Source organism: Streptomyces sp. NPDC101219 (assembly GCF_044767675.1).
Classification (GTDB): domain Bacteria; phylum Actinomycetota; class Actinomycetes; order Streptomycetales; family Streptomycetaceae; genus Streptomyces.
Map to the genome: position 1 here is coordinate 481318 of NZ_JBIWOK010000003.1, position 25017 is coordinate 506334.

The 25017-nt window shown below is 74.2% G+C and carries 21 protein-coding genes and 1 pseudogene; 15 read left to right on the forward strand and 7 right to left on the reverse strand.

The genetic code is table 11. The features are described 5' to 3' along the window. Nucleotides 1-202 precede the first annotated feature (202 nt). A complete protein-coding gene (locus ACIRPP_RS08350) occupies nucleotides 203-1240 on the reverse strand; it encodes an SGNH/GDSL hydrolase family protein (protein WP_403639048.1) in 1038 nt (345 codons plus the stop codon). Between the two features lie 182 nt (nucleotides 1241-1422). On the opposite strand from ACIRPP_RS08350, the gene ACIRPP_RS08355 reads away from it, so the two are divergent. After that, nucleotides 1423-2811, forward strand: a complete 1389-nt coding sequence (locus tag ACIRPP_RS08355; protein WP_192233423.1) for a cystathionine beta-synthase — start codon at nucleotides 1423-1425, stop codon at nucleotides 2809-2811. Between the two features lie 672 nt (nucleotides 2812-3483). Here the strand turns inward: ACIRPP_RS08355 and ACIRPP_RS08360 are convergent. Next, nucleotides 3484-3906 carry a hypothetical protein gene (locus ACIRPP_RS08360; protein WP_403639183.1) on the reverse strand — a complete coding sequence of 141 codons (423 nt, stop codon included), beginning with the start codon at nucleotides 3904-3906 and terminating at the stop codon, nucleotides 3484-3486. Between the two features lie 183 nt (nucleotides 3907-4089). Here ACIRPP_RS08360 and ACIRPP_RS08365 point away from each other — a divergent pair, with 183 nt between their 5' ends. From ACIRPP_RS08365 to ACIRPP_RS08375, 3 genes are all read left to right on the forward strand, one after another. Then, a complete protein-coding gene (locus tag ACIRPP_RS08365; RefSeq protein WP_403639050.1) occupies nucleotides 4090-4632 on the forward strand; it encodes a GNAT family N-acetyltransferase in 543 nt (180 codons plus the stop codon). An 81-nt stretch (nucleotides 4633-4713) separates the two neighbouring features. Beyond that, nucleotides 4714-5556, forward strand: coding sequence for a MurR/RpiR family transcriptional regulator (locus ACIRPP_RS08370; protein WP_403639052.1), 843 nt, complete (start codon nucleotides 4714-4716; stop codon nucleotides 5554-5556). Between the two features lie 174 nt (nucleotides 5557-5730). Continuing rightward, nucleotides 5731-6318 (forward strand): hypothetical protein, encoded by a 588-nt coding sequence (locus ACIRPP_RS08375; protein ID WP_403639054.1) that lies wholly within the window; start codon nucleotides 5731-5733, stop codon nucleotides 6316-6318. Between the two features lie 45 nt (nucleotides 6319-6363). Here ACIRPP_RS08375 and ACIRPP_RS08380 read toward each other — a convergent pair whose 3' ends face one another. Further along, nucleotides 6364-8046: a diaminopimelate decarboxylase gene (locus tag ACIRPP_RS08380; RefSeq protein ID WP_403639056.1), complete on the reverse strand. Its 1683-nt coding sequence runs from the start codon at nucleotides 8044-8046 to the stop codon at nucleotides 6364-6366. Between the two features lie 119 nt (nucleotides 8047-8165). Between ACIRPP_RS08380 and hutU the strand changes: the two genes are divergently transcribed. From hutU to hutI, 4 genes are read left to right on the forward strand one after another with little or no spacing between them, the layout of a single operon-like run. Further along, nucleotides 8166-9830, forward strand: coding sequence for a urocanate hydratase (gene hutU / locus ACIRPP_RS08385; RefSeq protein WP_403639058.1), 1665 nt, complete (start codon nucleotides 8166-8168; stop codon nucleotides 9828-9830). After that, entirely contained in the window at nucleotides 9827-11044 is a 1218-nt protein-coding gene (locus tag ACIRPP_RS08390) for an allantoate amidohydrolase (RefSeq protein WP_403639060.1), read from the forward strand. Before hutU ends, ACIRPP_RS08390 begins: the two co-directional genes overlap by 4 nt. Then, nucleotides 11041-12405: a formimidoylglutamate deiminase gene (locus tag ACIRPP_RS08395; RefSeq protein WP_403639185.1), complete on the forward strand. Its 1365-nt coding sequence runs from the start codon at nucleotides 11041-11043 to the stop codon at nucleotides 12403-12405. The genes ACIRPP_RS08390 and ACIRPP_RS08395 overlap by 4 nt, the downstream gene beginning before the upstream one ends. Before the next feature lie 41 nt (nucleotides 12406-12446). After that, entirely contained in the window at nucleotides 12447-13622 is a 1176-nt protein-coding gene (gene hutI / locus ACIRPP_RS08400) for an imidazolonepropionase (protein WP_403639062.1), read from the forward strand. Nucleotides 13623-13676: 54 nt separating this feature from the next. Here hutI and ACIRPP_RS08405 read toward each other — a convergent pair whose 3' ends face one another. Both ACIRPP_RS08405 and ACIRPP_RS08410 read right to left on the reverse strand, forming a co-directional pair. Next, the gene (locus tag ACIRPP_RS08405; RefSeq protein ID WP_403639064.1) at nucleotides 13677-15281 is read right to left on the reverse strand and encodes a ricin-type beta-trefoil lectin domain protein; all 1605 of its coding nucleotides are present in this window, start codon (nucleotides 15279-15281) and stop codon (nucleotides 13677-13679) included. 193 nt (nucleotides 15282-15474) lie between these two features. Continuing rightward, nucleotides 15475-16401, reverse strand: a complete 927-nt coding sequence (locus tag ACIRPP_RS08410) for an RNA polymerase sigma factor SigF (RefSeq protein WP_164332999.1) — start codon at nucleotides 16399-16401, stop codon at nucleotides 15475-15477. Nucleotides 16402-16640: 239 nt separating this feature from the next. Between ACIRPP_RS08410 and ACIRPP_RS08415 the strand changes: the two genes are divergently transcribed. From ACIRPP_RS08415 to ACIRPP_RS08435, 5 genes and pseudogenes are all read left to right on the forward strand, one after another. Beyond that, nucleotides 16641-17018: an STAS domain-containing protein gene (locus ACIRPP_RS08415; RefSeq protein WP_164333000.1), complete on the forward strand. Its 378-nt coding sequence runs from the start codon at nucleotides 16641-16643 to the stop codon at nucleotides 17016-17018. Between the two features lie 250 nt (nucleotides 17019-17268). Further along, nucleotides 17269-17871, forward strand: a complete 603-nt coding sequence (locus tag ACIRPP_RS08420; RefSeq protein ID WP_403639066.1) for an ATP-binding protein — start codon at nucleotides 17269-17271, stop codon at nucleotides 17869-17871. Between the two features lie 156 nt (nucleotides 17872-18027). Then, on the forward strand, nucleotides 18028-18741 hold the full coding sequence (locus tag ACIRPP_RS08425) for an LPXTG cell wall anchor domain-containing protein (protein ID WP_403639068.1): 714 nt from the start codon (nucleotides 18028-18030) through the stop codon (nucleotides 18739-18741). A 44-nt stretch (nucleotides 18742-18785) separates the two neighbouring features. Beyond that, nucleotides 18786-19676, forward strand: a pseudogene (locus ACIRPP_RS08430) (hypothetical protein); the annotation flags it as partial. A 191-nt stretch (nucleotides 19677-19867) separates the two neighbouring features. After that, entirely contained in the window at nucleotides 19868-20227 is a 360-nt protein-coding gene (locus ACIRPP_RS08435; protein WP_362101777.1) for a hypothetical protein, read from the forward strand. 75 nt (nucleotides 20228-20302) lie between these two features. On the opposite strand, the gene ACIRPP_RS08440 is transcribed toward ACIRPP_RS08435, so the two are convergent. Further along, nucleotides 20303-21841 carry a peptide MFS transporter gene (locus ACIRPP_RS08440; RefSeq protein WP_403639070.1) on the reverse strand — a complete coding sequence of 513 codons (1539 nt, stop codon included), beginning with the start codon at nucleotides 21839-21841 and terminating at the stop codon, nucleotides 20303-20305. Between the two features lie 543 nt (nucleotides 21842-22384). Between ACIRPP_RS08440 and ACIRPP_RS08445 the strand changes: the two genes are divergently transcribed. Beyond that, a complete protein-coding gene (locus ACIRPP_RS08445; protein ID WP_403639072.1) occupies nucleotides 22385-23062 on the forward strand; it encodes a response regulator transcription factor in 678 nt (225 codons plus the stop codon). A 46-nt stretch (nucleotides 23063-23108) separates the two neighbouring features. Beyond that, nucleotides 23109-24383 carry an ATP-binding protein gene (locus ACIRPP_RS08450; protein WP_403639074.1) on the forward strand — a complete coding sequence of 425 codons (1275 nt, stop codon included), beginning with the start codon at nucleotides 23109-23111 and terminating at the stop codon, nucleotides 24381-24383. Nucleotides 24384-24404: 21 nt separating this feature from the next. On the opposite strand, the gene ACIRPP_RS08455 is transcribed toward ACIRPP_RS08450, so the two are convergent. Beyond that, the gene (locus ACIRPP_RS08455; protein WP_403639187.1) at nucleotides 24405-24902 is read right to left on the reverse strand and encodes a GtrA family protein; all 498 of its coding nucleotides are present in this window, start codon (nucleotides 24900-24902) and stop codon (nucleotides 24405-24407) included. Between the last annotated feature and the right edge of the window lie 115 nt (nucleotides 24903-25017).

The window sequence follows — 25017 nt, forward strand, 5'->3', positions numbered from 1 at the left end:
GTGTCTCATCGCGCCGAGCGCTCGCTGGTCCGGTCCGTGTCTCATCGCGCCGAGCGCTCGCTGGTCCGGTCCGTGTCTCATCGCGCCGAGGGCCCGCTGGTCCGGCCCGTGTTTCATCGCGCCGAGGGCCCGCCGATCCGGGCCGTGTCCGCGCGGGGGCGGGGCCCGTCGGTCCGGCCGCGACGGAGAGGGCCCCGGACCCTCAGGGCTGGCGGGACGGGGACGGGGTCGCCGGAGCCGGTTCTGTGGCGTGGACGCGGCGGCGCTTGCGGCGTTTGAGGAGGGCCCAGGGGCCACGGGGGCCCGAGGGCATGGCCGCGGCGACCTCCGTGCCGGCCTCCGACGCGGCCTCGGCCGCCGCCCGGGCCACCGGCAGGAAGCCCTCGCGGCGGGAGGCGTCGGGGCGCTCCTCCTCCGCGGGCCACAGGCCGAGCGCCGCGCACACCGTCGGCAGGACGGCCATCGCGGCCGTCGCGTAGCCCTCGACCGAGGGGTGGTAGCTGTCCGGGCCGAACAGCTCGCGCGGGTTCGCGGCGAACTCGGGGCCGAGCAGATCGCCCAGCGACACCGTCCGGCCGCCCTGCTCGACGGCGCCGATCGTCTGCGCGGCGGCCAGCTGCCGCGAGGCCCGGCGGGCCAGCCAGCGCAGAGGCTGCTGTACCGGCTCGATGGTGCCGAGGTCCGGGCAGGTGCCCACCACGACCTCCGCGCCCGCGGTCCGCAGCCGCCGCACCGCCGCCGACAGGTGGCGCACCGAGCGGGTGGCCGGCATGCGGTGGGTGACGTCGTTCGCCCCGATCATGATCACGCAGATGTCCGGCACCCGGGACGGGTCGGCCAGCGTCCGCGACACCTGCCGGTCCAGGTCGTCCGAGCAGGCCCCGGGTACCGCGACCGTGCTCAGTCCGACCGGCCGTTCCGCGATCGCCGCGACGCCCGATGCCAGCAGCGCTCCCGGGGTCTGCCCGGCCCGGTGCACGCCCTGCCCGGCGGCCGTGGAGTCGCCCAGCATGGTCAGCCGCAGCGCGGGCTGCCCGGGCACCGTGTACGCGGCGCCGTACAGGCCGTCCGCGTTCGGCACGTGGGGTGACATGCCGTTGCCCACCCGGCGCCGGGCCAGCTGCGCCTGGGCCACCAGCAGCCCGACGGTGGCCGCGCCGGCGAGGCCGATGCCCCCGCCGCCGTATGCCGCGCCGGCCGCGATCCGCCGGGCCGCCCTCGCCCTCGACATGCTCGTCATGCCTCGCCGCCACCTCCTCGAAGCCCTACACCCAGTGCTTGCCCCGTACGCACCGTCGTCCAATCTCACCTGTGGGTGAACGACCCGGGCGGGGTCGCTCCGGGCGCGGACCGTCTCGTCCCGGAAGGGCCTAGGCTGGCTGGACCACTACCACCACACTTTTGCGGCATCCGGAGACAACGGTGCAATTCCACGACTCGATGATCAGCCTCGTCGGCAATACCCCGCTCGTCAGGCTCAACAGCGTGACCAAGGGCATCAGGGCGACCGTCCTGGCCAAGGTCGAGTACTTCAACCCCGGCGGCTCCGTGAAGGACCGCATCGCCCTGCGCATGATCGAGGCCGCGGAGAAGAGCGGGGAGCTGCAGCCGGGCGGCACCATCGTCGAGCCGACCAGCGGCAACACGGGCGTGGGGCTCGCCATCGTGGCCCAGCAGAAGGGCTACAAGTGCATCTTCGTCTGCCCGGACAAGGTGTCCCTGGACAAGATCAACGTCCTGCGGGCCTACGGCGCCGAGGTCGTGGTGTGCCCGACCGCGGTGGCGCCCGAGCACCCCGACTCCTACTACAACGTCTCCGACCGGCTGGTCCGTGAGACGCCGGGCGCCTGGAAGCCGGACCAGTACTCCAACCCGAACAACCCGCTCTCGCACTACCACTCCACCGGCCCCGAACTGTGGGAGCAGACGGCAGGGAAGATCACCCACTTCGTCACGGGCGTCGGCACCGGCGGCACCATCTCCGGCACCGGCCGCTACCTCAAGGACGCCAGCGAGGGCCGCGTCAAGGTCATCGGCGCCGACCCCGAGGGCTCCGTCTACTCCGGCGGCTCCGGGCGTCCCTACCTGGTGGAGGGCGTCGGCGAGGACTTCTGGCCGACCGCCTACGACCGGACCGTCGCCGACGAGATCGTCGCCGTCTCCGACAAGGACTCCTTCCAGATGACCCGCCGCCTCGCCAAGGAGGAGGGCCTGCTGGTCGGCGGCTCCTGCGGCATGGCGGTCGTGGCGGCCCTCGAGGTGGCCTCGCGGCTCGACGAGGACGACGTGGTCGTCGTGCTGCTGCCGGACAGCGGGCGCGGCTACCTCAGCAAGATCTTCAACGACGAGTGGATGGCCGACTACGGCTTCCTGGAGGACGGCGGTCCCAGCGCCCGCGTCGCCGACGTCCTGGACGACAAGGCGGGCGACCACATGCCGTCCCTGGTCCACATGCACCCGGACGAGACCGTCGGCCAGGCCATCGAGGTGCTGCGCGAGTACGGCGTCTCGCAGATGCCGGTCGTCAAGCCCGGCGCCGGCCACCCGGACGTGATGGCGGCCGAGGTCGTCGGCTCCGTGGTGGAGCGGGAGCTGCTGGACCACCTGTTCAGCAAGGGCGCCTCGCTGGACGACCCGCTGGAGAAGCACATGTCCGCCCCGCTGCCGCAGGTCGGCTCGGGTGAGCCGGTCGAGGACCTGATGGCCGTGCTGGGCAAGGCGGACGCGGCGATCGTGCTGGTCGAGGGCAAGCCGACCGGCGTGGTCAGCCGCCAGGACCTGCTGGCGTTCCTCGCCAAGGGCGGCAAGTGACGGCGGGCGGCACGTGACGGCGGACCGGATCGCCGTCGTGCGGGGGCCTCGCCGGCCGGCTGGCGGCGGGGCCGACCGCCGCGTCCCGGTGCCGCCCCCGGCGCCGTCTCCCGCGCGGGAGACGGCGACCTGACGGGCGGTCGGCACCGGCGCCGGCGGCGCCGTCTCGCCCGTGAGGCGTGGGAACTGACGGATGGTCGGCACCGGCGTCCGCGGCGCCGTCTCGCGCATGAGACGCGGGAACTGACGGATGGTCGGCACCGGCGCCGGCGGTCTTCGCAGAAGTGGTACGCGCGTGTCACGTCCACGCAGCACGCGCTTAACACGCGTCCGGCAGATTGAGGGATGTCGGCGAGGGGCGGTGGCGCACCTCCCGGGCGTTCAGCGCCGGGGAGACTTCGCCCCCGGGCCGGCACCGAGCGGCGTCAGGACCTTCCGGAGCGGCTCCCGGATCTCCACGGACGCCCTGGACGCGCTCCGGCCCCGGCCGGGCCGCGTCCCTCGCGGGGACCGTCGTCGTCCCGTCCCCCGGCAACGGGGGAGCGGCGGTCCCCGCGCATCCCGCCCCCGGCCCACCGGGTCTGCGGAGGGCGCGTTCAGTCCTCCCGGCCCACCGGGTCTGCGGAAGGCGCGTTCAGTCCTCCCGGCCCACCGGGTCTGCGGAAGGCGCGTTCAGTCCTCCCAGCCGCCGTCCTTGCCGGACCTGCGGCCGCCGAAGAGGCCCGGATGGGTGCGGGCGGCCTGGACGAGGTTGACGCCGACGATGCCGGCCCAGGCCGCGAGCAGTCCGGGCAGCTGGCCCACGCCCCCGCCGATCGCGGACAGTGGCACCGCCAGCACCAGCGAGACGATGCCGAACCCGAACCGCTCGCCCCAGCTGTCCGTGGCCCTCGGCGCGCGGGAGTCCCGGGCGGCCGTCATCTGGTGCTCGGCCAGCTGACGGCGCACCCGGCGCTCCACCGCGCCGTCGATGCGCTGGTCGAGCTTCTCCAGGAACGCGTCGACCAGCGCGGACTCGTACTCCTCGCCCAGCTCCCTGCGGGCCTGCAGGGTGGCGTCGAGTTCCTTCTTCAGATCGGCGTCCCGCGCTTCCATTCCGGTCATGGCGTCCACGGTAGGCAGGCGACCCGCCGGTGGCACTGGGGTTAGCCCCCGTCTCCGACTCGGGTCCGCCGGGTGCCCGCGCGCGTCGGGTGCGCCGGGCATGAGGGGCCGGGGGGCGTCGCCGCCCGGATATCCTGCGGCGTCGTCCGGCACCGGCCAGAGAGGTCCCCCACCATGCAGAGCGCCCCGTCGCCCTTTCCCGCCCGGATCGAGCTCCGGGGAGAGGGGCTCGTCCTGCGGGACTGGACGGAGGACGACGTGCCCGCCATGCCCGCCCTCTTCGACCACCCGGACATCGCCCACTGGACGCCCCTGGTCAGCCCCTTCGACGAGGCCGCCGCCCGGGCCCGGCTGGCGCGGGACCGGCGCCTGCGCGGGGAGGGCAGCGTGATCCTGCTGGCCATCACGGTCGACGGCGGCGCCCCCTGCGGCGAGGTGATGCTGCGCCGCGGCGAGGCGGGCGTCGAGCTCGGCTACGCCGTGGGCCCGGCGCACCGCGGCCGGGGGCTCGCCGCGCGGGCGGTGCGGGTGCTGGCCGCCTACGCCCACGAGGAGCTGGGCGCGGACCGGGTCGTCCTCGAACTGGAGGCGGAGAACGCCGCCAGTGTCGCCGTCGCCACCCGCGCGGGCTTCCGCCCGCTGGACGTGCCGCTGATCGAGGGCGAGGAGAAGGGACGGCCGTACGCGCTGCAGACCTGGGGCCGGAATCTTCCCTGACCCGCGCGCCCGGCGCCCGGTGCGGTTGTATGGGGGCATGCAGGATCCGCGGGTTGTGAATAGGCCGAGGGGGAGCCGTCCATGAGCGTCACCGACAGCCCCGCCGCGCGGCTGCAGGCGCTCTTCGAGGGGCACCGGCTGACGCCGACGCAGCGGCGCATCGCGCACAGCATGGTGCGGCGGGCCGCCGACGTGCCGTTCCTGTCCAGCGTGGAGCTGGCCGAGCTGGCCGGGGTCAGCCAGCCCTCGGTGACCCGGTTCGCCGTGGCGCTCGGCTTCGACGGCTACCCGGCGCTGCGCCGCCACCTGCGGGAGGTGGCGCCCGCCGACCCCGCGCGCCCGGCCGCCGACGCCAACGAGTACCAGCAGGCCGTCGAGGCGGAGATCGAGAACCTGCGGCACCTGGCGGAGATGCTCGCCGACCCGGAGCCGGTCCGCCGGGCCGGCCGGGTGCTCGCGCACAGCCGCCCCCTGCCCGTCCTCGGGCTGCGCGCGGCGGCCGCCCAGGCCCACGGGTTCGCCTACTTCGCCGCCAAGGTCCACCCCGACGTGCGGCTGCTGAACGAGGGCGGCACGATGCTCCAGGACCGCATCGACGCCGCCGCGCGGGCGGGCGCGGACGCGCTGCTGTGCTTCGCCCTGCCCCGGCACCCGCGCGAGGTCGTCGACGCCCTCACCCACGCCAAGGGGGCGGGGCTGACCGTCGTCACCGTCGCCGACTCCGCCTTCGCGCCGGTCGCCAAAGTGTCCGACCTGCTGCTGCCCGCCGCCGTCGGCACCGGGCTGGCCTTCGACACGGCGTGCGCGCCGATGCTGCTGGGGCGGGTGCTGCTGGAGGCGATGTGCGACGACCTGCCCGACGCGCAGGCCCGGCTGGAGGAGTTCGACACCAGGGCGGCGTCGCGCGGGCTGTTCGTGGAGTGAGGGCGCACTGCGCCGTTTTCTCAGACTCGTCTCACCTTGCCTCGCTAGCCTGCCTGTCCGGGACGACTCTCCGGCCGTCTCCCGGACGCCCCGCCGGCCCCGCCCGGCGGGCCCCGGCGGGACGGGCCGGACGTGCAGGACAGACGTGTGGGACAGGAGAACAGGAGGCCGGACGTGACGCGCGGAGGACAGGGGCTGGCCCGGGTGGCCGTCGTCGTACGGGCCGGGGCCGCGCCACTGTGGTGGCTCGGGGTGTTCGCGGCGGGCATCGGCGTGCTGGTGCCCGGACTGACCGGGCGGCGGATCGGCGTGCTGGCCGGTGCGGCGCTGTTCCTGGTGGCGGTGGCCGCCGTGGCGTACGCGCGCCGGGGGCGCTACCGCGCGCTGGCCCGTTCGGCGGCCCGGGCGAGCAAGCACGACGTGCTGCAGGACCGGGCGGTGAGCGTGCGCAACTGGCGTCGCGGACACCGCTGGTGGCTGCTGCTCGCCTTCCTCGCCGCTCTCGGCAGCGCGTTCGCGCTGCCCGCCGCGGGCGGTCTGCTGCTGGCCGGCTGCGGCGTGGGCCTGTGGCTGAAGGCGGCCTGGGTCGGCCGCCTGGAGCAGGCCGACGACGTGCTGCTGTGGGTGCGGGTCGACTGGCTGGACGGCCGCGCGGGCGCCCCGGCCGGCAAGCGGGTCAAGGCGCACCGCACCACCGGCATCGCCGCCGGCGACGCGGCCCCGGGCGGGGCCCGCCGGCGCCGCGTCCCGGCCGCGGCCTGACAGTCGGGCGGCGGGGAGCCGAGGTCCACGGCCCCCCGCCGGGCCCTACGGCCGCGGTGCGGGCCGCCGGACCGCCGGGAAGCGGGTCAGCGCGTCCGGACGGCCACCGCCCGCCTCGGCGACGATCTCCTCGGGGGTTTGCTCGCCGCGCACCAGGGAGAAGACGACGCCGCCCCTGCCGTCGGGCGCGAAGCCGTGGACGGCCGGGCGGGGGAGTGAGTTGTAGGCGTAGTGGTGGGCGAAGTAGTACGCGCCGGTGTCCAGGGCGGCAGCGTAGTCGCCCTCCTCCAGCCGGGGCAGTGACTGGCCCTGGGCCAGCAGGTCGCCCGCGAAGCAGGCCGGGCCCGCCACGTCCTGCACCACGGCCGGGCCCTCCTTCGGCCGGCCCTCGGCGTCGTACGCGGCGATCCTCAGCGGCCACGCCCCCGGCGCGTACACGGTGCGCGTCGCCACCTGCACGCCCGCGTGCGTCACCGCCACCGGCCGCCCGCCGGCGCTCTTGGCGTACTCCACCCGGGCGACGACCGTGCCGTGCTTGGCGAGCAGCGACCGGCCGAACTCGGTGACCAGCCCGTACCGCCCGTCGAACAGGCCCGGCACCGCCTCGCTCAGCAGCCGCGCGTACTGCGCGTGGGTGGGGCCGGTGGCGTCGGAGGCGAAGTTCACGGGCAGCCCGCCGCCGATGTCGAGGGTGTCGACCTGCCGCCGTCCGGCGCGCCGGTTGATCTCCTCCGCGAGCGCGTACGCCTCCGCCACCCCGCGGGCCATCAGCGACAGCGCGACGCCCTGCGAACCGGTGTGCGCGTGCAGCCGGGTCAGCCACGGCCGGTCCAGGTACGCCCGTACGACCCACTCGCGCGCGCCCTCGTCGCGCAGCGCCACCCCGAACTTCGACGTGGCCGTGGCCGTGGACAGGGCCTCGATGGCGCCCGCGCCGACCTGCGGGTTCACCCGGAGACCGACGGGGGCGCGGGGCCCGGCCGGGGGTATCAGGCCGTCGAGGCGGGCCAGCTCCTGCGGGTTGTCCACGTTGACGGCGATGCCCAGAGCCAGCGCCCGGCGCAGCTCGTCGGGGGTCTTGGCCGGCGAGTCCAGCACGGTGTGCCGCGCGGGCACCCCCGCCGCCCGCGCGAGGGCCAGTTCGCCCGGGCTGGCCACCTCGGCGCCGATGCCCTCCTCGTACAGCAGCCGCAGCACCGGTACCAGCGGGGTGGCCTTCACGGCGAAGGCGTGCAGGACGGGCGTGCCGGGCGGGGTCACCGCCGCGAACGCGGCCCGCAGCGCCGCGGCCGACCGTCGGATCCCGGTGACGTCGAGGAGTGCCACCAGGGGGCGGCCGGGGTCCAGCAGCCCCTGTTCGACCGCGGCGCGCACCGCCGCGTCGCGCCGGGCCGCCACCTCCCGTGCCGTGCCGGGGCCGTCGTCGTGGCGGTCCCCGGTGCCGCCCGGGCGGGCGTCCCCGTCGTCGTTGCGCACGCCGTTGCCGGGGAGGGGTGGGCTCGCCGCACTGTCGGGGCGGGCGCTGTCGCCGTGGTTGTCGCGCACGTCGTTGCCGGGGAGGGGTGGGCTCGCCGCACTGTCGGGGCGGGCGCTGTCGCCGTGGTTGTCGCGCACGTCGTTGCCGGGGAGGGGCGGGCTCCCCGCACCGTCCGGGCGGGCGCCGTCCCCGTCGTCGTCGCGCACGCCGTCCTGGCGGAAGCCGCCGTCGTTCTTCCCGTCGGTGCCCATGGGTCCAGCCAAACATCCGGCGCCCGGCCGCGCCGACACACCGATGTATTGACTAGTTCTATTCAGGCGGCGAGGATGTGAATATCCGCAGTAGCCGTGGCCGTCCCAGGAGGCAGACCATGTCAGGACCCCGCACCGTCCGAGCGCCGCGCGGCACCGAACCGAGCGCCTTGGGCTGGCAGCAGGAGGCCGCCCTGCGGATGCTGCAGAACAACCTCGACCCGGAGGTCGCCGAGCACCCCGACAAGCTGGTCGTCTACGGCGGCACCGGCAAGGCCGCCCGCGACTGGCGCTCCTTCGACGCCATGGTCCGCACGCTGGAGACCCTCAAGCAGGACGAGACGATGCTCGTCCAGTCGGGCCGCCCCGTCGGCGTCATGCAGACCCACGAATGGGCGCCGCGCGTCCTCATCGCCAACTCCAACCTCGTCGGCGACTGGGCCACCTGGGAGGAGTTCCGCCGCCTGGAGGCCCTCGGCCTGACGATGTACGGGCAGATGACCGCCGGCTCCTGGATCTACATCGGCACCCAGGGCATCCTCCAGGGCACCTACGAGACCTTCGCCGCCGTCGCCGCCAAGCGGTTCGGCGGCACGCTCGCCGGCACCATCACCCTCACCGCCGGACTCGGCGGCATGGGCGGCGCCCAGCCGCTCGCGGTGACCATGAACGACGGCGTGGCGATCTGCGTCGACTGCGACCCGCGCGCCATCGACCGCCGCATCGAGCACCGCTACCTGGACGTGAAGGCGGACTCGCCGGAGCACGCCCTCCGGCTGGCCGTCGAGGCCCGCGACGCCCGCCGCCCGCTGTCCATCGGCGTGCTCGGCAACGCGGCCGAACTGCTGCCGGAGTTCCTCGCCATGGGCGCGCCCGTCGACATCGTCACCGACCAGACCTCCGCCCACGACCCGCTCGCCTACCTGCCCGCCGGGACCGCCTTCGAGGACATGGCCGAGGCCGCCGAGAAGGACCCGGCCGGCTTCACCACCCGCGCCCGCGAGTCCATGGCCCGGCACGTCGAGGCGATGGTCGGCTTCCTGGACGCCGGCGCCGAGGTCTTCGACTACGGCAACTCCATCCGCGGCGAGGCCCGGCTCGCCGGCTACGACCGGGCGTTCGCCTTCCCCGGCTTCGTCCCCGCCTACATCCGCCCGCTGTTCTGCGAGGGCAAGGGCCCCTTCCGCTGGGCCGCCCTCTCCGGCGACCCGGCCGACATCGCGAAGACCGACCGGGCGGTCCTCGACCTCTTCCCCGAGAACGAGTCGCTGGCCCGCTGGATCCGCATGGCCGGTGAACGCGTCCACTACCAGGGCCTGCCCGCCCGCATCTGCTGGCTCGGCTACGGCGAACGCGACCGGGCCGGCGAGCGGTTCAACGACATGGTCGCGAGCGGGGAACTCTCCGCCCCGGTCGTCATCGGCCGCGACCACCTCGACTGCGGCTCCGTCGCCTCCCCGTACCGGGAGACCGAGGCCATGCGGGACGGCTCCGACGCCATCGCCGACTGGCCGCTGCTCAACGCCATGGTCAACGTGGCCTCCGGCGCCTCCTGGGTGTCCCTGCACCACGGTGGCGGCGTCGGCATGGGCCGCTCCATCCACGCCGGGCAGGTCACCGTCGCCGACGGCACCCCGCTCGCCGGGGAGAAGATCCGGCGCGTGCTCACCAACGACCCCGGCATGGGCGTGATCCGGCACGTCGACGCCGGGTACGACATCGCGGAGTCGGTGGCGGACACCCGCGGCGTGCGCATCCCCATGCGTGAGGGTGACCTGGCGTGAGCTTCCACCGCATGTGGGCGGAGCTGCTGCCCGTCGGCCGCGACGCCGGGACCGGCGGCTACCGCCGCTACGCCTGGACCGGGGCCGACGCCGACTGCCGGGCCTGGTTCGAGCAGCAGGCCCGTGCCCGCGGCCTGGCCTACGAGACCGACCGCAACGGCAACCAGTGGGCCTGGCTCGGCGACCCGGCCGCCGGGGACGCCGTCGTCACCGGCTCGCACCTGGACTCCGTGCCCGACGGCGGCGCCTTCGACGGCCCCCTCGGCGTGGTGTCCGCCTTCGCCGCCCTCGACGCACTCCGCGACCGGGGCGCCCGGCCCACCCGGCCGCTCGGCATCGTCAACTTCGGCGACGAGGAGGGCGCCCGCTTCGGCCTGGCCTGCGTCGGCTCCCGCCTCACCGCCGGGCAGCTCACCCGCGAACAGGCCCACCGGCTCACCGACGGCGAGGGCGTCACCCTCCCCGAGGCCATGGAAGCCGCCGGGTACGACCCGGACGCGATCGGACCGGACCCCGAACGCCTCGACCGCATCGGCGCCTTCGTCGAACTGCACGTGGAACAGGGCCGCGCCCTGGACCTGTCCGGCGACCGCGTCGGCATCGCCTCCGCCATCTGGCCGCACGGCCGCTGGCGGTACGACTTCCGGGGCGAGGCCAACCACGCCGGCACCACCCGCCTCGCCGACCGGCGCGACCCCATGCTGCCCTACGCCGAGACCGTCCTCGCCGCCCGCCGGGAGGCCCAACTCGCAGGCGCCGTCGCCACCTTCGGCAAGATCAGCGTGGAACCCAACGGCGTCAACGCCATCCCCTCCGTGGTGCGCGGCTGGCTCGACTCCCGCGCCGCCGACCAGAGCGCCCTGGACGCCGTGACCGCGGCCGTGGAGAAGGCCGCCCGCGACCACGCCGCCGCGCACGGCGTGGACCTGGAGGTGGTCCGCGAGTCGTTCACCCCCGTGGTCGGCTTCGACCACGCGCTGCGCGACGAACTCGGCCGCATCCTCGCCCGGGACACCGGCCACCGGGTGCCCGTCCTCGGCACCGGCGCGGGACACGACGCCGGAATCCTCTCCGGGAGCATCCCGACCGCCATGCTGTTCGTACGCAACCCCACCGGCGTCTCGCACTCCCCGGCCGAGTCCGCCGCCGAGGACGACTGCGTGGCCGGGGTGATCGCGCTCGCCGACGTACTGGAGGGACTGGCGTGCAGGTGACGCAGGACAGCAGCACGGGCGGCAGCGCCGCGCGGACCTACTGGCTGGAGCACGCCTGGCTCGGCGACCGGGTCGAGCCGGGCGTCACGGCGGAGGTCCGGGACGGCGTCCTCACCGCCGTCGTCCCGGGCGTCACCGCCCCGCCGCCCGGCGCCGAGGTGCTGCGCGGACTCACGCTGCCCGGACTGGCGAACGCCCACTCGCACGCCTTCCACCGCGCCCTGCGCGGCACCGTCCAGGTCGGCAGCGGCACCTTCTGGACCTGGCGGGAGGTCATGTACTCGGTCGCCGACCGGCTGACCCCCGACAGCTACCACGCCCTCGCCCGCGCGGTGTACGCCGAGATGGCCCTCGCCGGGATCACCGCCGTCGGCGAGTTCCACTACCTGCACCACGGTCCCGGCGGCACCCCCTACGCCGACCCCAACGCGATGGGCGAGGCCCTGATCGACGCAGCCGCCGAGGCGGGCATCCGCATCACCCTCCTCGACACCTGCTACCTCTCGTCCGGCTTCGGGAAGCCCCCGAACCACCACCAGCTCCGCTTCTCCGACGGCACCGCGGACGCCTGGGCCGACCGGGCCTCCCGGCTCACTCCGCGGGACCACGCCCGGATCGGCGCCGCCATCCACTCCGTACGCGCCGTGCCCGCCGGGCAGTTGGCCACCGTGGCGCGCTGGGCCGAGGAGCGGCGGGCCCAGCTGCACGTGCACCTGTCCGAGCAGACCGCCGAGAACGACGCCTGCCGCCGGGCGCACGGCCGCACGCCGGCCCGGCTGCTCGCCGACCACGGCGTGCTCGGCCCGCGCACCACCGGCGTCCACAACACCCACCTCACCGACGAGGACGTCTCCCTCATCGGCGGCAGCGGCACCGGCACCTGCATGTGCCCCACCACCGAACGCGACCTCGCCGACGGCATCGGCCCCGCGGCGGCCCTGCAGCGCGAGGGGTCCCCGCTCTGCCTCGGCTCCGACAGCCACGCCGTCGTCGACCTGCTGGAGGAGGCCCGCGCCCTGGAGCTGAACGAGCGGCTGCGCACCCGCACCCGCGGCCACTGGACGGCCAACGCCCTGCTGCGCGCCGCCACCGCCGACGGTCACGCCGCCCTCGGCTGGGACCGGGCCGGCACCATCGCCACCGGCGCGCCCGCCGACCTCACCACGCTCGCCCTGGACACGGTCAGGACGGCAGGACCACCGCCCCGCCTCGGCGCCGAGACGGCCGTCTTCGCCGCGACCGCGGCCGACGTGCGCCACACGGTCGTCGCGGGCCGGCACATCGTGCGCGACGGAGCGCACACCCTCGTCCCCGACGTGCCGCGGGCGCTGGCGGACGCCGTCCGGGCCCTGCACTCCTGACGACCGCCCCCGCCCCCCGCCGAGCCACCCACGAGGACACCATGAGCAGCACCGCCATCACCGACATCGCCACGCTGGTCACCAACGACCCCTCCCTCGCGCGCGGAGACTCCCCCCTCGGGCTGATCCGCGACGCGGCCGTCGTCATCGAGGACGACCGCGTCGTGTGGACCGGTGCGTCCAGCAAAGCACCCGCCACCGACAACCGGGTCGACGCCGGCGGCCGGGCGGTCCTGCCGGGCTTCGTGGACTCCCACTCCCACCTGCTCTTCGCGGGCGACCGCACCGAGGAGTTCAACGCCCGCATGTCCGGCCGCCCCTACAGCGCGGGCGGCATCCGCACCACCGTCGCCGCCACCCGCGCCGCCGACGACGCCGAACTGGAGGCGAACCTCACCCGCTACCTCGCCGAGGCGCTGCGGCAGGGCACCACCACCTTCGAGACCAAGTCCGGCTACGGCCTGACCGTCGCCGACGAGTCCCGCGCCCTGCGCCTCGCGGCCCGCCACACCGACGAGGTCACCTACCTCGGCGCCCACATCGTCGCCCCCGAGTTCGCGGACGACCCGGCCGCCTACGTGGACCTCGTCACCGGGGAGATGCTGGACGCCTGCGCGCCGCACGCCCGCTGGATCGACGTCTTCTGCGAGAAGGGCGCCTTCGACGGCGACCAGGCCCGCGCCGTCCTCACCGCGGGCCGGGCCAGGGGCCTGCACCCGCGCATCCACGCCAACCAGCTCACCCACGGCCCCGGCGTCCAGCTCGCCGTGGAGGTCGACGCGGCCAGCGCCGACCACTGCACCCACCTCACCGACGCCGACGTGGACGCCCTCGCGCACAGCAGGACCGTCGCCACGCTGCTGCCCGGCGCCGAGTTCTCCACCCGGGCCGCCTGGCCCGACGCGCGCCGCCTGCTCGACGCCGGGGCCACCGTGGCGCTGTCCACCGACTGCAACCCCGGCTCGTCCTTCACGTCCTCCGTGCCGTTCTGCGTCGCCCTCGCGGTACGCGACATGGGGATGACGCCCGACGAGGCCGTCTGGTCGGCCACCGCGGGCGGTGCGGCGGCCCTGCGCCGCACCGACGTGGGACGGATCGCCCCGGGCGCCTTCGCGGACCTGGTCCTCCTGGACGCCCCCAGCCACGTGCACCTCGCCTACCGGCCGGGCGTCCCGCTGGTCACGGGCGTGTGGCGACGCGGCGAACGCGTCGTGTGAACCGCCCGGCCCCGGCCCCGGCCGCCTGCCGTGCGCCCGCGGAGGACGCGGCCGTCAGCCGCCCGCCCGCCACCGCTGGTCGGCACGCCCCGCCTCGGCCACGAGGGACACCGACCCGTCGCCGGCCGGCGTGACCGCGTGGCCGGGGGCGATCGCCGGCCGGATCACGCCGCGGGCGTCGACGGCGAACCGGAGGTTCTGACCGTTGCGTCCGTCGACGGAGTCGCACTCCCAGATGCCGACCCCGCGGTCCACCGCGCCCCGGCTGTCCAGGCAGTAGTCGGGGTCGGCGGCGGACTGGAGCACTCCGCGCCCGCTGTCGAACCGCCACCGCTGCGTGGGGGAGGAGTCGCAGGGCGCGGTGACGACGTCGGTGCGCTTCTCGAGGATCCCGCCGCGGATGTCCAGACACACGCCCCGGGCCACGTTGACGACCGGCGCGAAGGCGCCGCCCGGCGGTGAGAACGGGGGTGCCTCGCGGGTCGGGGACGGGGTGGGCCTGGGCGTGTGCGGAGGGCTGGGCCGCTTGGTCCGCGACGGTGACGGCGACGGCGTCTTCGCGGGCGGAGAGGGGGTGGCGGACGCCGACGGCGGCGGGGCCGTCACCGTCACCGGCGGCGGCACGGGCAGGGTGACGGACGGTCCGGCCGCGTTCTCGCCCGCGGGTTCCGCGGGCGGCCTCAGGAACAGCAGGAGCGGCAGCACGCCCACCCCGAGCACGGCCGAGGCCAGCACCAGGCGCCGGGACCGCGGCAGCGACCGCGTGGCGGCGAGCCGGGACCCGGCGGGTGCCGCGGTGCCCGCCGGATCCCGGCTCGTGTCGTCCGGCCCGGCCGGCACCGGGGCCCGGCCGGCCCGCGCGGCGTACGCCGTGCCGGCCCACGGCAGCAGGCCCTCCGCGAGCGTGGGTCCCGGGGCGTCGCGCAGGGCGCACAGCTCCTCGTACGCCGCCGTGCAGGCGGAGCAGCGGGCCATGTGCGTGTGCAGGTCCGCGCTGTCGCGCGGGGCGTCGGGGCGCACCGCCTCGGTGATCAGCCGCCGGAAGTCGGCACAGCGGGGATCGTCGGAGGCGGCCAGCCGCCCCCGCAGGCATGCCTGGCCGAGCGACTGCAGCGCGGACGCGGTGCCGTGGTCCACGTCCTGGCGGCCCACGCCCAGCAGGGCGGCCGTGCGGTCCGCGGACTCCCGCTCCACGACGCGGTACCAGAGCACCCCCTGCGTCCGGTACGGCAGCGTGCGGAACGCGGCCGTCATGGGCGGCACCGGGCCGGCGGGACCGGACGAGGTGAGCAGGAGGTGCAGCCCGGGGTCGAGCCCGGCGGCTCGCCCGTCGGCGGCCCTGGAGGCGGCGACGCGGGCGGTGAGCAGCAGCAGATGGTGGCGGAGCGGGCCCCCGGGATCGCTGCCGCGGGCGGTCTGACGGGCCGCCAGCGTGAAGGCCTGGGCGGCGAGCTGACGTGCCGTCGAGTCGCCGGTGGCGCACTCGCGGGCGTACGTGTGCACGGCGGGGCCGTGCCGGGCGCGGAGTTCCAGGAGAGCCGCGTAGGCGGCCGGGGTGTCGCCGCGCAGCAAGTCGGTCAGCCGGGTGTCGGATGCGCCCGCGTGCGGGCCGGGGAGCGCCGCGCCGTCACCGTGGACCGTCTCGTCGCCCGCAGCCATGCACGCCTCCTCGCGTCACCGGGCCCGTGCCCCGGCGTTCCTGACCTACCGGCCAGTTTGGCGAGCCCATAGTGGAGGAAGACGGCGCGCGATGAAAGGGGTGACCGTGGGTAACGAGAGCGCCCGGCGCCCGTCCGGAGCCCGGTGCCCCGCCGGGGCGGCCGGTGCCGGACGGACGCGGGACGCTGTCGGGTCACTCCTCGACGGTCAGCCCCTTGCGCAGTTTCACGAGGGTGCGCGACAGCAGCCGGGAGACGTGCATCTGTGAGATGCCCAACTCCTCGCCGATCTCCGACTGGGTCATGCCCGCGACGAAGCGCAGCGAGAGGATCTTCCGGTCGCGCGGCGGCAGCTCGGCGATCAGCGGCTTCAGGGACTCGACGTACTCGATGCCCTCCAGGCCGTGGTCCTCGTAGCCGATCCGGTCGGCCAGCGCGCCCTCGGCGTCGTCCTCCTCGGGCTGGGCGTCCAGCGAGGAGGCGGTGTAGGCGTTCGAGGCCGCCATGCCCTCGACGACCTCGTCGTTGGTGATGCCCAGGCGTTCGGCGAGCTCGGCCACTGTCGGCGCGCGGTCGAGCTGCTGAGCCAGTTCGTCACCGGCCTTGGCCAGGTCCAGCCGGAGCTCCTGGAGCCGGCGCGGTACGCGCACGGACCACGAGGTGTCGCGGAAGAAGCGCTTGATCTCGCCGATGATCGTGGGCATGGCGAACGTGGGGAACTCCACCCCGCGCGACAGCTCGAAGCGGTCGATCGCCTTGATCAGGCCGATGGTGCCGACCTGGATGATGTCCTCCATGGGCTCGCTGCGCGAGCGGAAGCGGGAGGCGGCGAACTTGACCAGGGCGAGATTGAGTTCGACGAGCGTGTTGCGTACGTACGAGTACTCGTGGGTGCCTTCGTCCAGGGCTTCGAGGCGCTCGAAGAGGGTCTTGGACAGGGCCCGGGCGTCGACCGGGGCGACCTCGTCGTAAGGGGGGATCTCCGGAAGTCCGGCGAGCAAATCCTCCAGGACGACTGCCTCGTCGTCCTGCCCGATGGGATCCAGATGTTCCGGAATGCGTGTCGACGTCGCTTGGTGGGTAGGCGATCCGTCGAGCCGGGGTGACATGATGTCCTCCATCGTTCTCGGCATATGGCTGCCGAAGCCAAATACGTGCACTGCGGTGTGCGGCGCCTCCAAAGCCGGCCGTGTCGGGTACGTGTCTTCACTAGCCCTACCCGCTTTGCCGAGCCTGCCGCAAGTGCGTTTTGTTGTTATATGTCCGTTTGCGGGGGATTGTTCGGCTGTCGGAGTGCGGTGGGAAGGCGTAATGTTCGAGAGCGTCAGCAAGCAGTCACGACGGCAGGAGAGAGAGCGGCATGGACCGCGGGACGGTCGGCAGCGCACAGTCGGGCCGGCTTCTGGTCGAGGTGCGAGAAGAGGGCCCCAGTGCCGTCGTGACACCGGCGGGTGAGTTGGATCACCACACCGCCGATCTGTTGCGCGAGCCGCTGGAAGGCTGCCTCGCCAAGGGATTCAAGAGGCTGGTCATCGACTGCTCCCGGCTGGAGTTCTGCGACTCCACGGGGCTCAACGTTTTGCTCGGCGCCCGGCTGAAGGCCGAGGCCGCCGGTGGCGGGGTGCACCTCGCGGGCATGCAGCCCGTGGTGGCGCGCGTGTTCGAGATCACGGGGGCCGATGCCGTGTTCACCGTCCACGACACGCTCGAGGCGGCTCTCGCCGACGATTCCGCGTGACCCGCGGCCGTCGGCCGGCCGCGGCCGCCGGGCTCCCCGGCCGCAGCGGTGAAGGGGCTTCCCCCGCCGTCACGTCTTTTCGTGCGAATACAGGGGTGTCCCGCGGGTGCCCCCGGGCAGGAGACATCCTGAACGCATCGGAAGCCATGGTGGCGGGGCCGGCGGGAACCGGCCGGGCCGCGCGCGGCGTGACGGACTGAGCATGGAAATTTTGAATGGTGAACTGGTGACACGGTGAGGTGAAGCGCTGATGAGCACCACCCGGCCCTACTCGCCGGGCGACCGCGGTGCGGAGCCCAGCGGCGCTTCCGGCGCGTCCGGGGGCGCCGCGCGGGTGTCGAAGGCGTCCGACGGGGGAAGGGCCGCGCCGTCGGGGCAGCCCGCCGCGGCGAAGGCGTCCCAGGCTCCGCCGGGCTCGGCGGCCGCGACGCCCCGGCCGGTGGGGCGGCAGTCCCGCAGACTGGACTTCGAGGACCAGAGCGGCGTCGTCCCGCTCGCGCGGGACTTCACCCGCCAGGCGCTGTACGCGTGGGGCTGGCTGCCCGCCGCGGGCGCCGAACAGCGGGCCGCCGCCGAGGACGTCCTGCTCGTCGTGTCCGAACTGGTCACCAACGCCTGCCTGCACGCCGAGGGGCCCGACCAGCTCGACATCACCTGCGACAACAAGGTGATCCGCGTCGAGGTCACCGACCGGGGCACCGGCCAGCCGTCCCCGCGCACCCCGCACCGCGCCGGCCGGCCCGGCGGCCACGGCATGTTCATCGTCCAGCGGCTCTGCCTGGACTGGGGCGTCGTCCGCACGCCGGGCACCGCGGGCAAGACCGTCTGGGCGGAACTCGGCGCGCCCGCCTGACACCTCCACGACCGCCTCACCCCGTCCTCGCCGGATCACCACGGATCCGGCGTGCGCCTTCTCTTCCCTCCTCCGGGCCCCGGGCGTACCTTGACGGCCCGATCTGATGCGCCGTCAGGAAGCGTGTCGGCAGGAGCGTCTGGAGTGAGGGGACCCGTGCCGTACCCGAAGCGAACCGCCGCGCTCGCGTCCGTCGCGGCCCTGGCCGGCTCGGCGGTGCTGCTGACCGCGCCCGTGGCCCGGGCCGACGTCGTGGATGTCGACTACCGGTGCCAGACACCCATCGGCGACAAGGGCGCCGTCTCACCCATCGACATCAAGGGGGTGAGGAGCGGCGGTGGTTACCGGATCACCATGTCCTGGCAGAAGGGCGTCTCCTCCAGCCCCGTCGAACTGGGCAAGGGGGCGATGAGCCCGAGCGCCACCATCGAACTGGGCGGCGCCGACAGCGGCACCCTGGAGGTGACCGGGCCGGCCAACGACGCCGCGATCCCCGCCGACACCCCCATAAAGATCAGCGACTTGAGCGGCACGTACACCCCGGAGAAGAGCGGCGAGGTCACCTTCACGGCCGGTGTGCTCACCATCGAGGCCCTCGGCACGACCACCACGTGCACCCCGACGAACGACCCCGGCCCGTCCCTCGTCCTCGACGTCACGGCGGGCGGCGGAGGCGGCGGCGCTCCGGGCGGCGGCGCGGAGGACGGTGGTACGGGCGGCACCGGCGACGACGGCGGCACGCTCCCGCGGACCGGCCCCGCGGACTCGGCGCTCGCCCTCGGCACCCTCGGCGGCACGGTGCTGCTGGTGGGTGCGGGCGGCGCCCTGTGGCTGGCCCGCAGGAACCGGGCGGCCCGGGCGGACACCTGACCGCGCCCGTCGCGCGCGGCACGGCCCGGGAGGGGGCGGGAGCGGTGACGGGGACGGCGCGGAGCACGGCGCTCGCGGTGCTGCTGCTCGCGCTGCTCCTGCCGCCGCTCGCGGCCCCGCCGCCCGCCGCGGCGGCCGACCGGCCCGGCGTCACGCTCTCCCGCGCCGAGGCGGGCACGGGCGGCACGGTCACCGTCCGCGGCGCCGGCTGGCGGCCCCGCGCCCTGCTGACGCTGCTGATCTGCGGGCGGTCCCTGCCGTCGACGGGCGTCCCAGACGGCACCGGCTCCTGCGCCGACGCGGACGGCCGCGCGGTGACCACCGACGCATCCGGCCGGTTCCGGCGCACCCTGCCCGTGGTGGAACCGCCGGTGCCCTGCCCGTGCGTGGTGCACGCCGAGACGGTGACCGGGGCGCGCGCGGAGGCCGACGCGGCACTCACGGTGGCCGGGCACACGGTGGAGCCGCTGCCCGCGGAACGGACCGGGGGACGGCTGTCCGTGCTCACCGACACCCGGCTGGAGGGGGACTCCGGCCTGCTGACCCGGTTCGGCTCGCCGCCCGCCCGGACCCTGGCGTTCACCGTCGGCAACGTGGGCACGTCCCCGGTGCGCGACCCGGTCTTCCGGGTCGGCACCTCGCGCGGCGTCCACGCCCCGCAGTGGCAGGACCTGCCCTGGCGCGGCACCGTCGAGCCGGGCGGCACGGCCCGCGTCGGCCTGCCGGTGGAGCTCACCGCGGGCGCGCACGGCGACTACACCGTCACCCTCACGTACGGCGGCCGGATCCTCGCCGAGGAACCCTGGACCGAGCCCCGCCCCTGGGGCGTGACCCTGTTCTGGGCCCTCGCCGCCCTCGTCGTGCCGGCCGCCCTGTACCGCGCGGGACTCGCCCTCGTGGACCGGCTGCGCCCGTGCACCCCCGCGGGGGCCCGGTCCGGGTGAGCCGGTCGGGTTTCCTCAGCTTTCGCTCAGAATCCGGCGCTGCGTTTGTTCCGACGATCATGAGGCGTATAACGTCGCGTTGTTCGCGTGAGTGAACGCCCAGTGATGTTGCGCCGGGCGCAACGGAGCACGTGACGACCGACCAACCGTGCTCCTCGTCCGGCGCCGGAAAGAGGAAGCGAATGTTCTGGGGGAAGAAGGCCGCCGGCGGTGCGCTGGCCGCCGTGCTGATGGCCACCGGTACGAGCCTGGTGACCGCGGCTCCGGCCGAGGCCGCCGCCGCGAAGTACGCGTGCAAGGCCGAGGTGCATCTGGACCTGGGCCGGCCCAAGGCCACGTCGTCGTGCAAGAAGTCCGGCTCCGGCAAGAAGGTGAGCAAGCACCGCGTCAAGCTGGTGTGCGACGTCGTCCGTGGGCGGGGCACCCCGCACTCGGTGCCGTGGACGCTCTACGGGCCGTGGAAGAAGCCGGGGCAGAAGTCGACCGTGAAGTGCGGGTTCAGCAGCTTCACCCGGTCCTGGAGCGTGCAGACGAAGGCCTGACGGCCGGACCGGCGCACGGCAGGGGCCGCCGCACCCGAGGGGGTACGGCGGCCCTGCCGCGTCCGCGGGGTGACGTCAGTGGACGTCGCCCATCCGGGACTTGACGTTGCGGCGGTACATGAAGACCGCCACGCCCGCGAGTGCGGCGAGGGTCGCCTGCACGGCGACCGCGGCGGAGCCGCTGAGGTCCACGCCGCCGACGGCCGGGTTGGACATCAGGCCGGTGACCGAGTCGCCCGCGGTGACCGCGAGAAACCACACGCCCATCATCTGGCTGGCGTACTTGGCCGGCGCCATCTTCGTGGTCACCGACAGGCCCACCGGCGAGAGGCACAACTCGCCCACGGTCATGAAGAAGTAGATGCCCACCAGCCACATCGGGCTGACCGCGGTGCCGTCGGCCGCCATGGCCAGCGGGATCAGGAAGAAGAAGAACGACACGCCGATCAGGATCAGCGCCATCGAGAACTTCACGATGGTGCTCGGCTCCTTGCCCCGGCGGTTCAGCCACAGCCAGACCGATGCGAAGACCGGGGCCAGCGCCATGATGAACAGCGGGTTCAGCGACTGGTACCAGGAGGACGGGAAGTCGAAGCCCAGCAGCGAACCGGAGGCCTTGCCCTCACCGAACGCCTGCACCGTGGAAGCGCCCTGGTCGTAGATCATCCAGAAGACGGCGGCCGCGACGAAGAACCAGATGTAGCCGGTCATCTTCGACTGCTCGTCGGCGGAGAGGTCCTTGTCGCGCTTGATGCGCAGCAGCACGCCCGCCGGGACGAGCAGACCGATGACGGTGAGCGGGATCATCGCCCAGTTCAGGGTGAAGTGACCGGTGAAGCCGACGATGCCGTAGAAGACGGCGGTGACGGCCGTCCAGACCAGGCCCTTGCGCAGCCAGGCGGCGCGCTCCTGCGCGGCCAGCGGTTTGGGGACGACGCTGCTGACCGGGCTCAGGTTGCGGGTGCCCAGCAGGAAGGCCGCGAGGCCGATCGCCATGCCGACCGCGGCCATGCCGAAGCCGAGGTGCCAGCTCACCTTCTGGCCGACGGTGCCGATGGCCAGCGGGGCGAAGAAGGCACCCATGTTGATGCCCATGTAGAAGATCGTGAAGCCGCCGTCGCGCCGCGGGTCCTGCGGGCCGTCGTACAGATGGCCGACCATGGTGGAGATGTTGGCCTTGAGCAGGCCGGAACCGACCGCGACGAGTGCCAGACCGGCGAAGAACGGCGCCTGGCCGCCGGGGAGGGCCAGCACCACGTGGCCGGACATGATGGTGACGGCGGCGATGGCCACCGTCCTGCGCGGCCCCCAGACGCGGTCGCCGAGCCAGCCGCCGGGCATCGCGAGCAGATAGACCATCGCCGAGTACACGGAGACGATCACGGTGGTGGTGGCCACGTCCATGGCCAGACCACCGCCCATGCTGTCCTTGCCCGCGTCCGGACCGCCGGACAGCAGGTAGACGGTGAGCAGGGCTTTCATGCCGTAGTAGGAGAACCGCTCCCACATCTCGGTCATGAAGAGAGTGGCCAGTCCGCGGGGGTGGCCGAAGAAGGTCTTCTCGGTGCCGGGGGTACCCGGGCCGGCCGAATCCTTCGTCAGGCTGGACGCCATGGTCGTTCCTCGTGGGTCGGGACGCGTCAGCGCGAAGGTGCACGCGCCCGGTGGGGGGAGCCGGCACCGGCGGGCCGTGCCGTCCACCCCACGCCCGGGGGAGTCCGCTCCGGATCGCGGAGCGGCGGACGGCGACCACCGGGATCCACGCCTTCCGCGCGGCGATGCGCGCGACAGGCCCGGCAACAGGTCGTTCCTTCCGGGACCGGCGGGGAGGGAACCCGCACCGGCCCGCACACAAAAAGGACCTTCAGCGTCGAATGCGCCAAAGGTCTCCATGGTGCAACAGGCGTTGGTTCACCATACGGCAGGACACTGCCGGATATGGAAGGGCTTGAGACACGAATCACAGGTTTCGGGGAACTTCGGTCACCCATTCGAAGGTCCTTTCATCCTCGCACCTCGCAGCCGCAGGCCCGACGGCGGGGACCGCGAGGGGGAAGCTGCGGCGGCCGGGAGCGCGGGACGGGCGGGGAACGGGTGCGGGGGCCGGGCCGGTGGATCACACCCCTGCCCTGGTGACAGCGGGACTACCATCACTCCATGACCCGTGTACTGCTCGCCGAGGACGACGCGTCCATTTCGGAGCCGCTGGCCCGCGCCCTGCGCCGGGAGGGCTACGAGGTCGAGGTCCGCGAGGACGGCCCCAGCGCGCTCGACGCCGGAATGCAGGGCGGCATCGACCTGGTGGTGCTGGATCTCGGGCTGCCCGGCATGGACGGTCTGGAGGTGGCCCGTCGGCTGCGCTCGGAGGGGCACGCGGTGCCCATCCTGATCCTGACCGCCCGCGCCGACGAGGTGGACACGGTCGTCGGCCTCGACGCGGGTGCCGACGACTACGTCACCAAGCCGTTCCGCCTCGCCGAACTCCTCGCCCGGGTCCGGGCCCTGCTGCGGCGCGGCGCCGCCGAACCGCAGCAGCCGCCCGCCACCCACGGCGTCCGGATCGACGTCGAGTCGCACCGGGCCTGGATGGGCGAGGAGGAACTCCAGCTCACCGCCAAGGAGTTCGACCTGCTGCGGGTGCTGGTCCGGGACGCGGGCCGGGTCGTCACCCGCGACCAGCTGATGCGCGAGGTCTGGGACACCACCTGGTGGTCGTCGACCAAGACCCTCGACATGCACATCTCCTGGCTGCGCAAGAAGCTGGGTGACGACGCGGCCAACCCCCGCTACATCGCCACCGTGCGCGGTGTCGGTTTCCGCTTCGAGAAGAGCTGAGCCCCCGCCGGGGCCGCTGCCGGACAAGAGACATGTGTGACAGGCCATGCGCCGCCGTCTGATCCAGTCCACGCTCGCCGTGGTGCTCGTCGTGATCGCCGTCTTCGGTGTCTCCCTGGTGATCGTCGAGACGCGCACCATCAGCGAGACCGCCCGTGAACGCGTGGAGTCCGAGGCGGTGCGGCTGGCCAGCATCGTCGACAGCCGGCTGCTCGTCGAGGAGAAGATCAGCGCCGAGATCCTCAGCGACCAGATCACCGAGGACCGCTACGCCGTCGTCGCGATCCCCGGGCGCGAACCCATAGAGATCGGTACGAAACCCGACGGCGACGTCATCAGCGCGTCCGCCCCCGGCAAGGAGGGCGAGACGGTCACCGTGCAGGAGCCGCGCTCCTCCGTGACCCGCGAGGTCGGCCGCACCCTGCTGATCATCGGCCTGGTGGCGCTGCTCGCGGTGATCGCCGCGGTGCTGCTGGCGGTGCGCCAGGCGAACCGGCTCGCCTCCCCGCTGACCGACCTCGCGGAGACCGCCGAACGCCTCGGCTCCGGCGACCCCCGCCCCCGGCACCGGCGCTACGGCGTGCCGGAGCTGGACCGGGTCGCCGACGTGCTGGACTCCTCCGCCGAGCGCATCGCCCGCATGCTGACCGCCGAGCGGCGCCTGGCGGCCGACGCCTCCCACCAGCTGCGCACCCCCCTGACCGCGCTGTCCATGCGGCTGGAGGAGATCACCCTCACCGACGACCCGGACACGGTGAAGGAGGAGGCGACCATCGCGCTGACGCAGGTGGAACGGCTCACCGACGTGGTCGAGCGGCTGCTGACCAACGCCCGCGACCCGCGCACCGGCTCCGCCGTCACCTTCGAACTGGACGAGGTCATCCAGCAGCAGCTCGCCGAATGGCGCCCCGCCTACCGCAGCGCGGGCCGCGCCATCGTCAGCTCCGGCAAGCGCAACCTGCGGGCGGTGGGCACGCCCGGGGCGGTCGCCCAGGTGCTCGCCGCCCTGATCGAGAACTCCCTGATGCACGGCGGCGGCACGGTCGCCCTGCGCACCCGGGTCACCGGCAACCAGGTCGTCGTGGAGGTCACCGACGAGGGGCCCGGGGTGCCCGGCGAGCTGGGCGCCCGGATCTTCGAGCGGGCGATCAGCGGCCACAACTCCACCGGCATCGGCCTCGCGGTCGCCCGTGACCTCGCCGAGGCGGACGGCGGGCGGCTGGAGATGCTCCAGGCCCAGCCCCCGGTCTTCGGCCTGTTCCTGTCCCGGACGCCCCCGCAGAAGTCGTCCGACGAGGACGGCCGCGGCACCGTCCGCTGACGGCTCGCGCGGAACCGGCGCCTACGGCACGGGCTGGCGGGGTGCGGCGCCCCGCGGGCCGCCCCCGGCGACCGGGCCCACGGCGGGCTCGCGCACCGGCAGCGCCCGGAACACCCAGCTGCGGTAGGACCAGAAGCGGAACAGCGTGGCCACGCCGATGCCGAGGAACTTGAAGATGTTGCTCTGCAGCGGGCTGTCCCAGCCGAAGCCGTAGGTCGCCGTGTAGAGCAGGCCGTTCTCGATGACCAGGCCGACCGCGCTGAACAGCAGGAACAGGGACATCTCCCGGGTGCGCCGGGACTTGTCGCGGTCGCGGTAGGTGAAGTAGCGGAAGCCCACGTAGTTGAAGACGATCGCCACGACGGTGGCGATCACGCTCGCCCGCACCACCTGCAGGTCGGTCACCTGGCGCACCAGGTTGAACACGCCCAGGTTGACCAGCACACCGGCCCCGCCCACCGCGCCGAACTTGGCCACTTCGCGGCAGAGCCGTCGGAGCCCTGTGGAACCGCGTTCCATCGCCAGCAGGCTCCCGTCCGTCGGATGCGTCAACCCAGCCATGCTAACCACCCGCTCGCGCGATCTTCCTGCGGACGGATGGACGAACGGGCCTCAAACCGCCGGTGGGCGGGCC

Coding starts and splice junctions, on each gene's coding strand:
- ACIRPP_RS08350 (WP_403639048.1), bottom strand. CDS start 1,240: ATGACGAGCATGTCGAGGGCGAGGGCGGCCCGGCGGATCGCGGCCGGC.
- ACIRPP_RS08420 (WP_403639066.1), top strand. CDS start 17,269: ATGAGCACCACCCGGCCCTACTCGCCGGGCGACCGCGGTGCGGAGCCC.
- ACIRPP_RS08435 (WP_362101777.1), top strand. CDS start 19,868: ATGTTCTGGGGGAAGAAGGCCGCCGGCGGTGCGCTGGCCGCCGTGCTG.
- ACIRPP_RS08405 (WP_403639064.1), bottom strand. CDS start 15,281: ATGGCTGCGGGCGACGAGACGGTCCACGGTGACGGCGCGGCGCTCCCC.
- ACIRPP_RS08450 (WP_403639074.1), top strand. CDS start 23,109: ATGCGCCGCCGTCTGATCCAGTCCACGCTCGCCGTGGTGCTCGTCGTG.
- ACIRPP_RS08440 (WP_403639070.1), bottom strand. CDS start 21,841: ATGGCGTCCAGCCTGACGAAGGATTCGGCCGGCCCGGGTACCCCCGGC.
- ACIRPP_RS08370 (WP_403639052.1), top strand. CDS start 4,714: ATGAGCGTCACCGACAGCCCCGCCGCGCGGCTGCAGGCGCTCTTCGAG.
- ACIRPP_RS08455 (WP_403639187.1), bottom strand. CDS start 24,902: ATGGAACGCGGTTCCACAGGGCTCCGACGGCTCTGCCGCGAAGTGGCC.
- hutI (WP_403639062.1), top strand. CDS start 12,447: ATGAGCAGCACCGCCATCACCGACATCGCCACGCTGGTCACCAACGAC.
- ACIRPP_RS08360 (WP_403639183.1), bottom strand. CDS start 3,906: ATGGAAGCGCGGGACGCCGATCTGAAGAAGGAACTCGACGCCACCCTG.
- ACIRPP_RS08380 (WP_403639056.1), bottom strand. CDS start 8,046: ATGGGCACCGACGGGAAGAACGACGGCGGCTTCCGCCAGGACGGCGTG.
- ACIRPP_RS08445 (WP_403639072.1), top strand. CDS start 22,385: ATGACCCGTGTACTGCTCGCCGAGGACGACGCGTCCATTTCGGAGCCG.
- hutU (WP_403639058.1), top strand. CDS start 8,166: ATGTCAGGACCCCGCACCGTCCGAGCGCCGCGCGGCACCGAACCGAGC.
- ACIRPP_RS08415 (WP_164333000.1), top strand. CDS start 16,641: ATGGACCGCGGGACGGTCGGCAGCGCACAGTCGGGCCGGCTTCTGGTC.
- ACIRPP_RS08410 (WP_164332999.1), bottom strand. CDS start 16,401: ATGGAGGACATCATGTCACCCCGGCTCGACGGATCGCCTACCCACCAA.
- ACIRPP_RS08365 (WP_403639050.1), top strand. CDS start 4,090: ATGCAGAGCGCCCCGTCGCCCTTTCCCGCCCGGATCGAGCTCCGGGGA.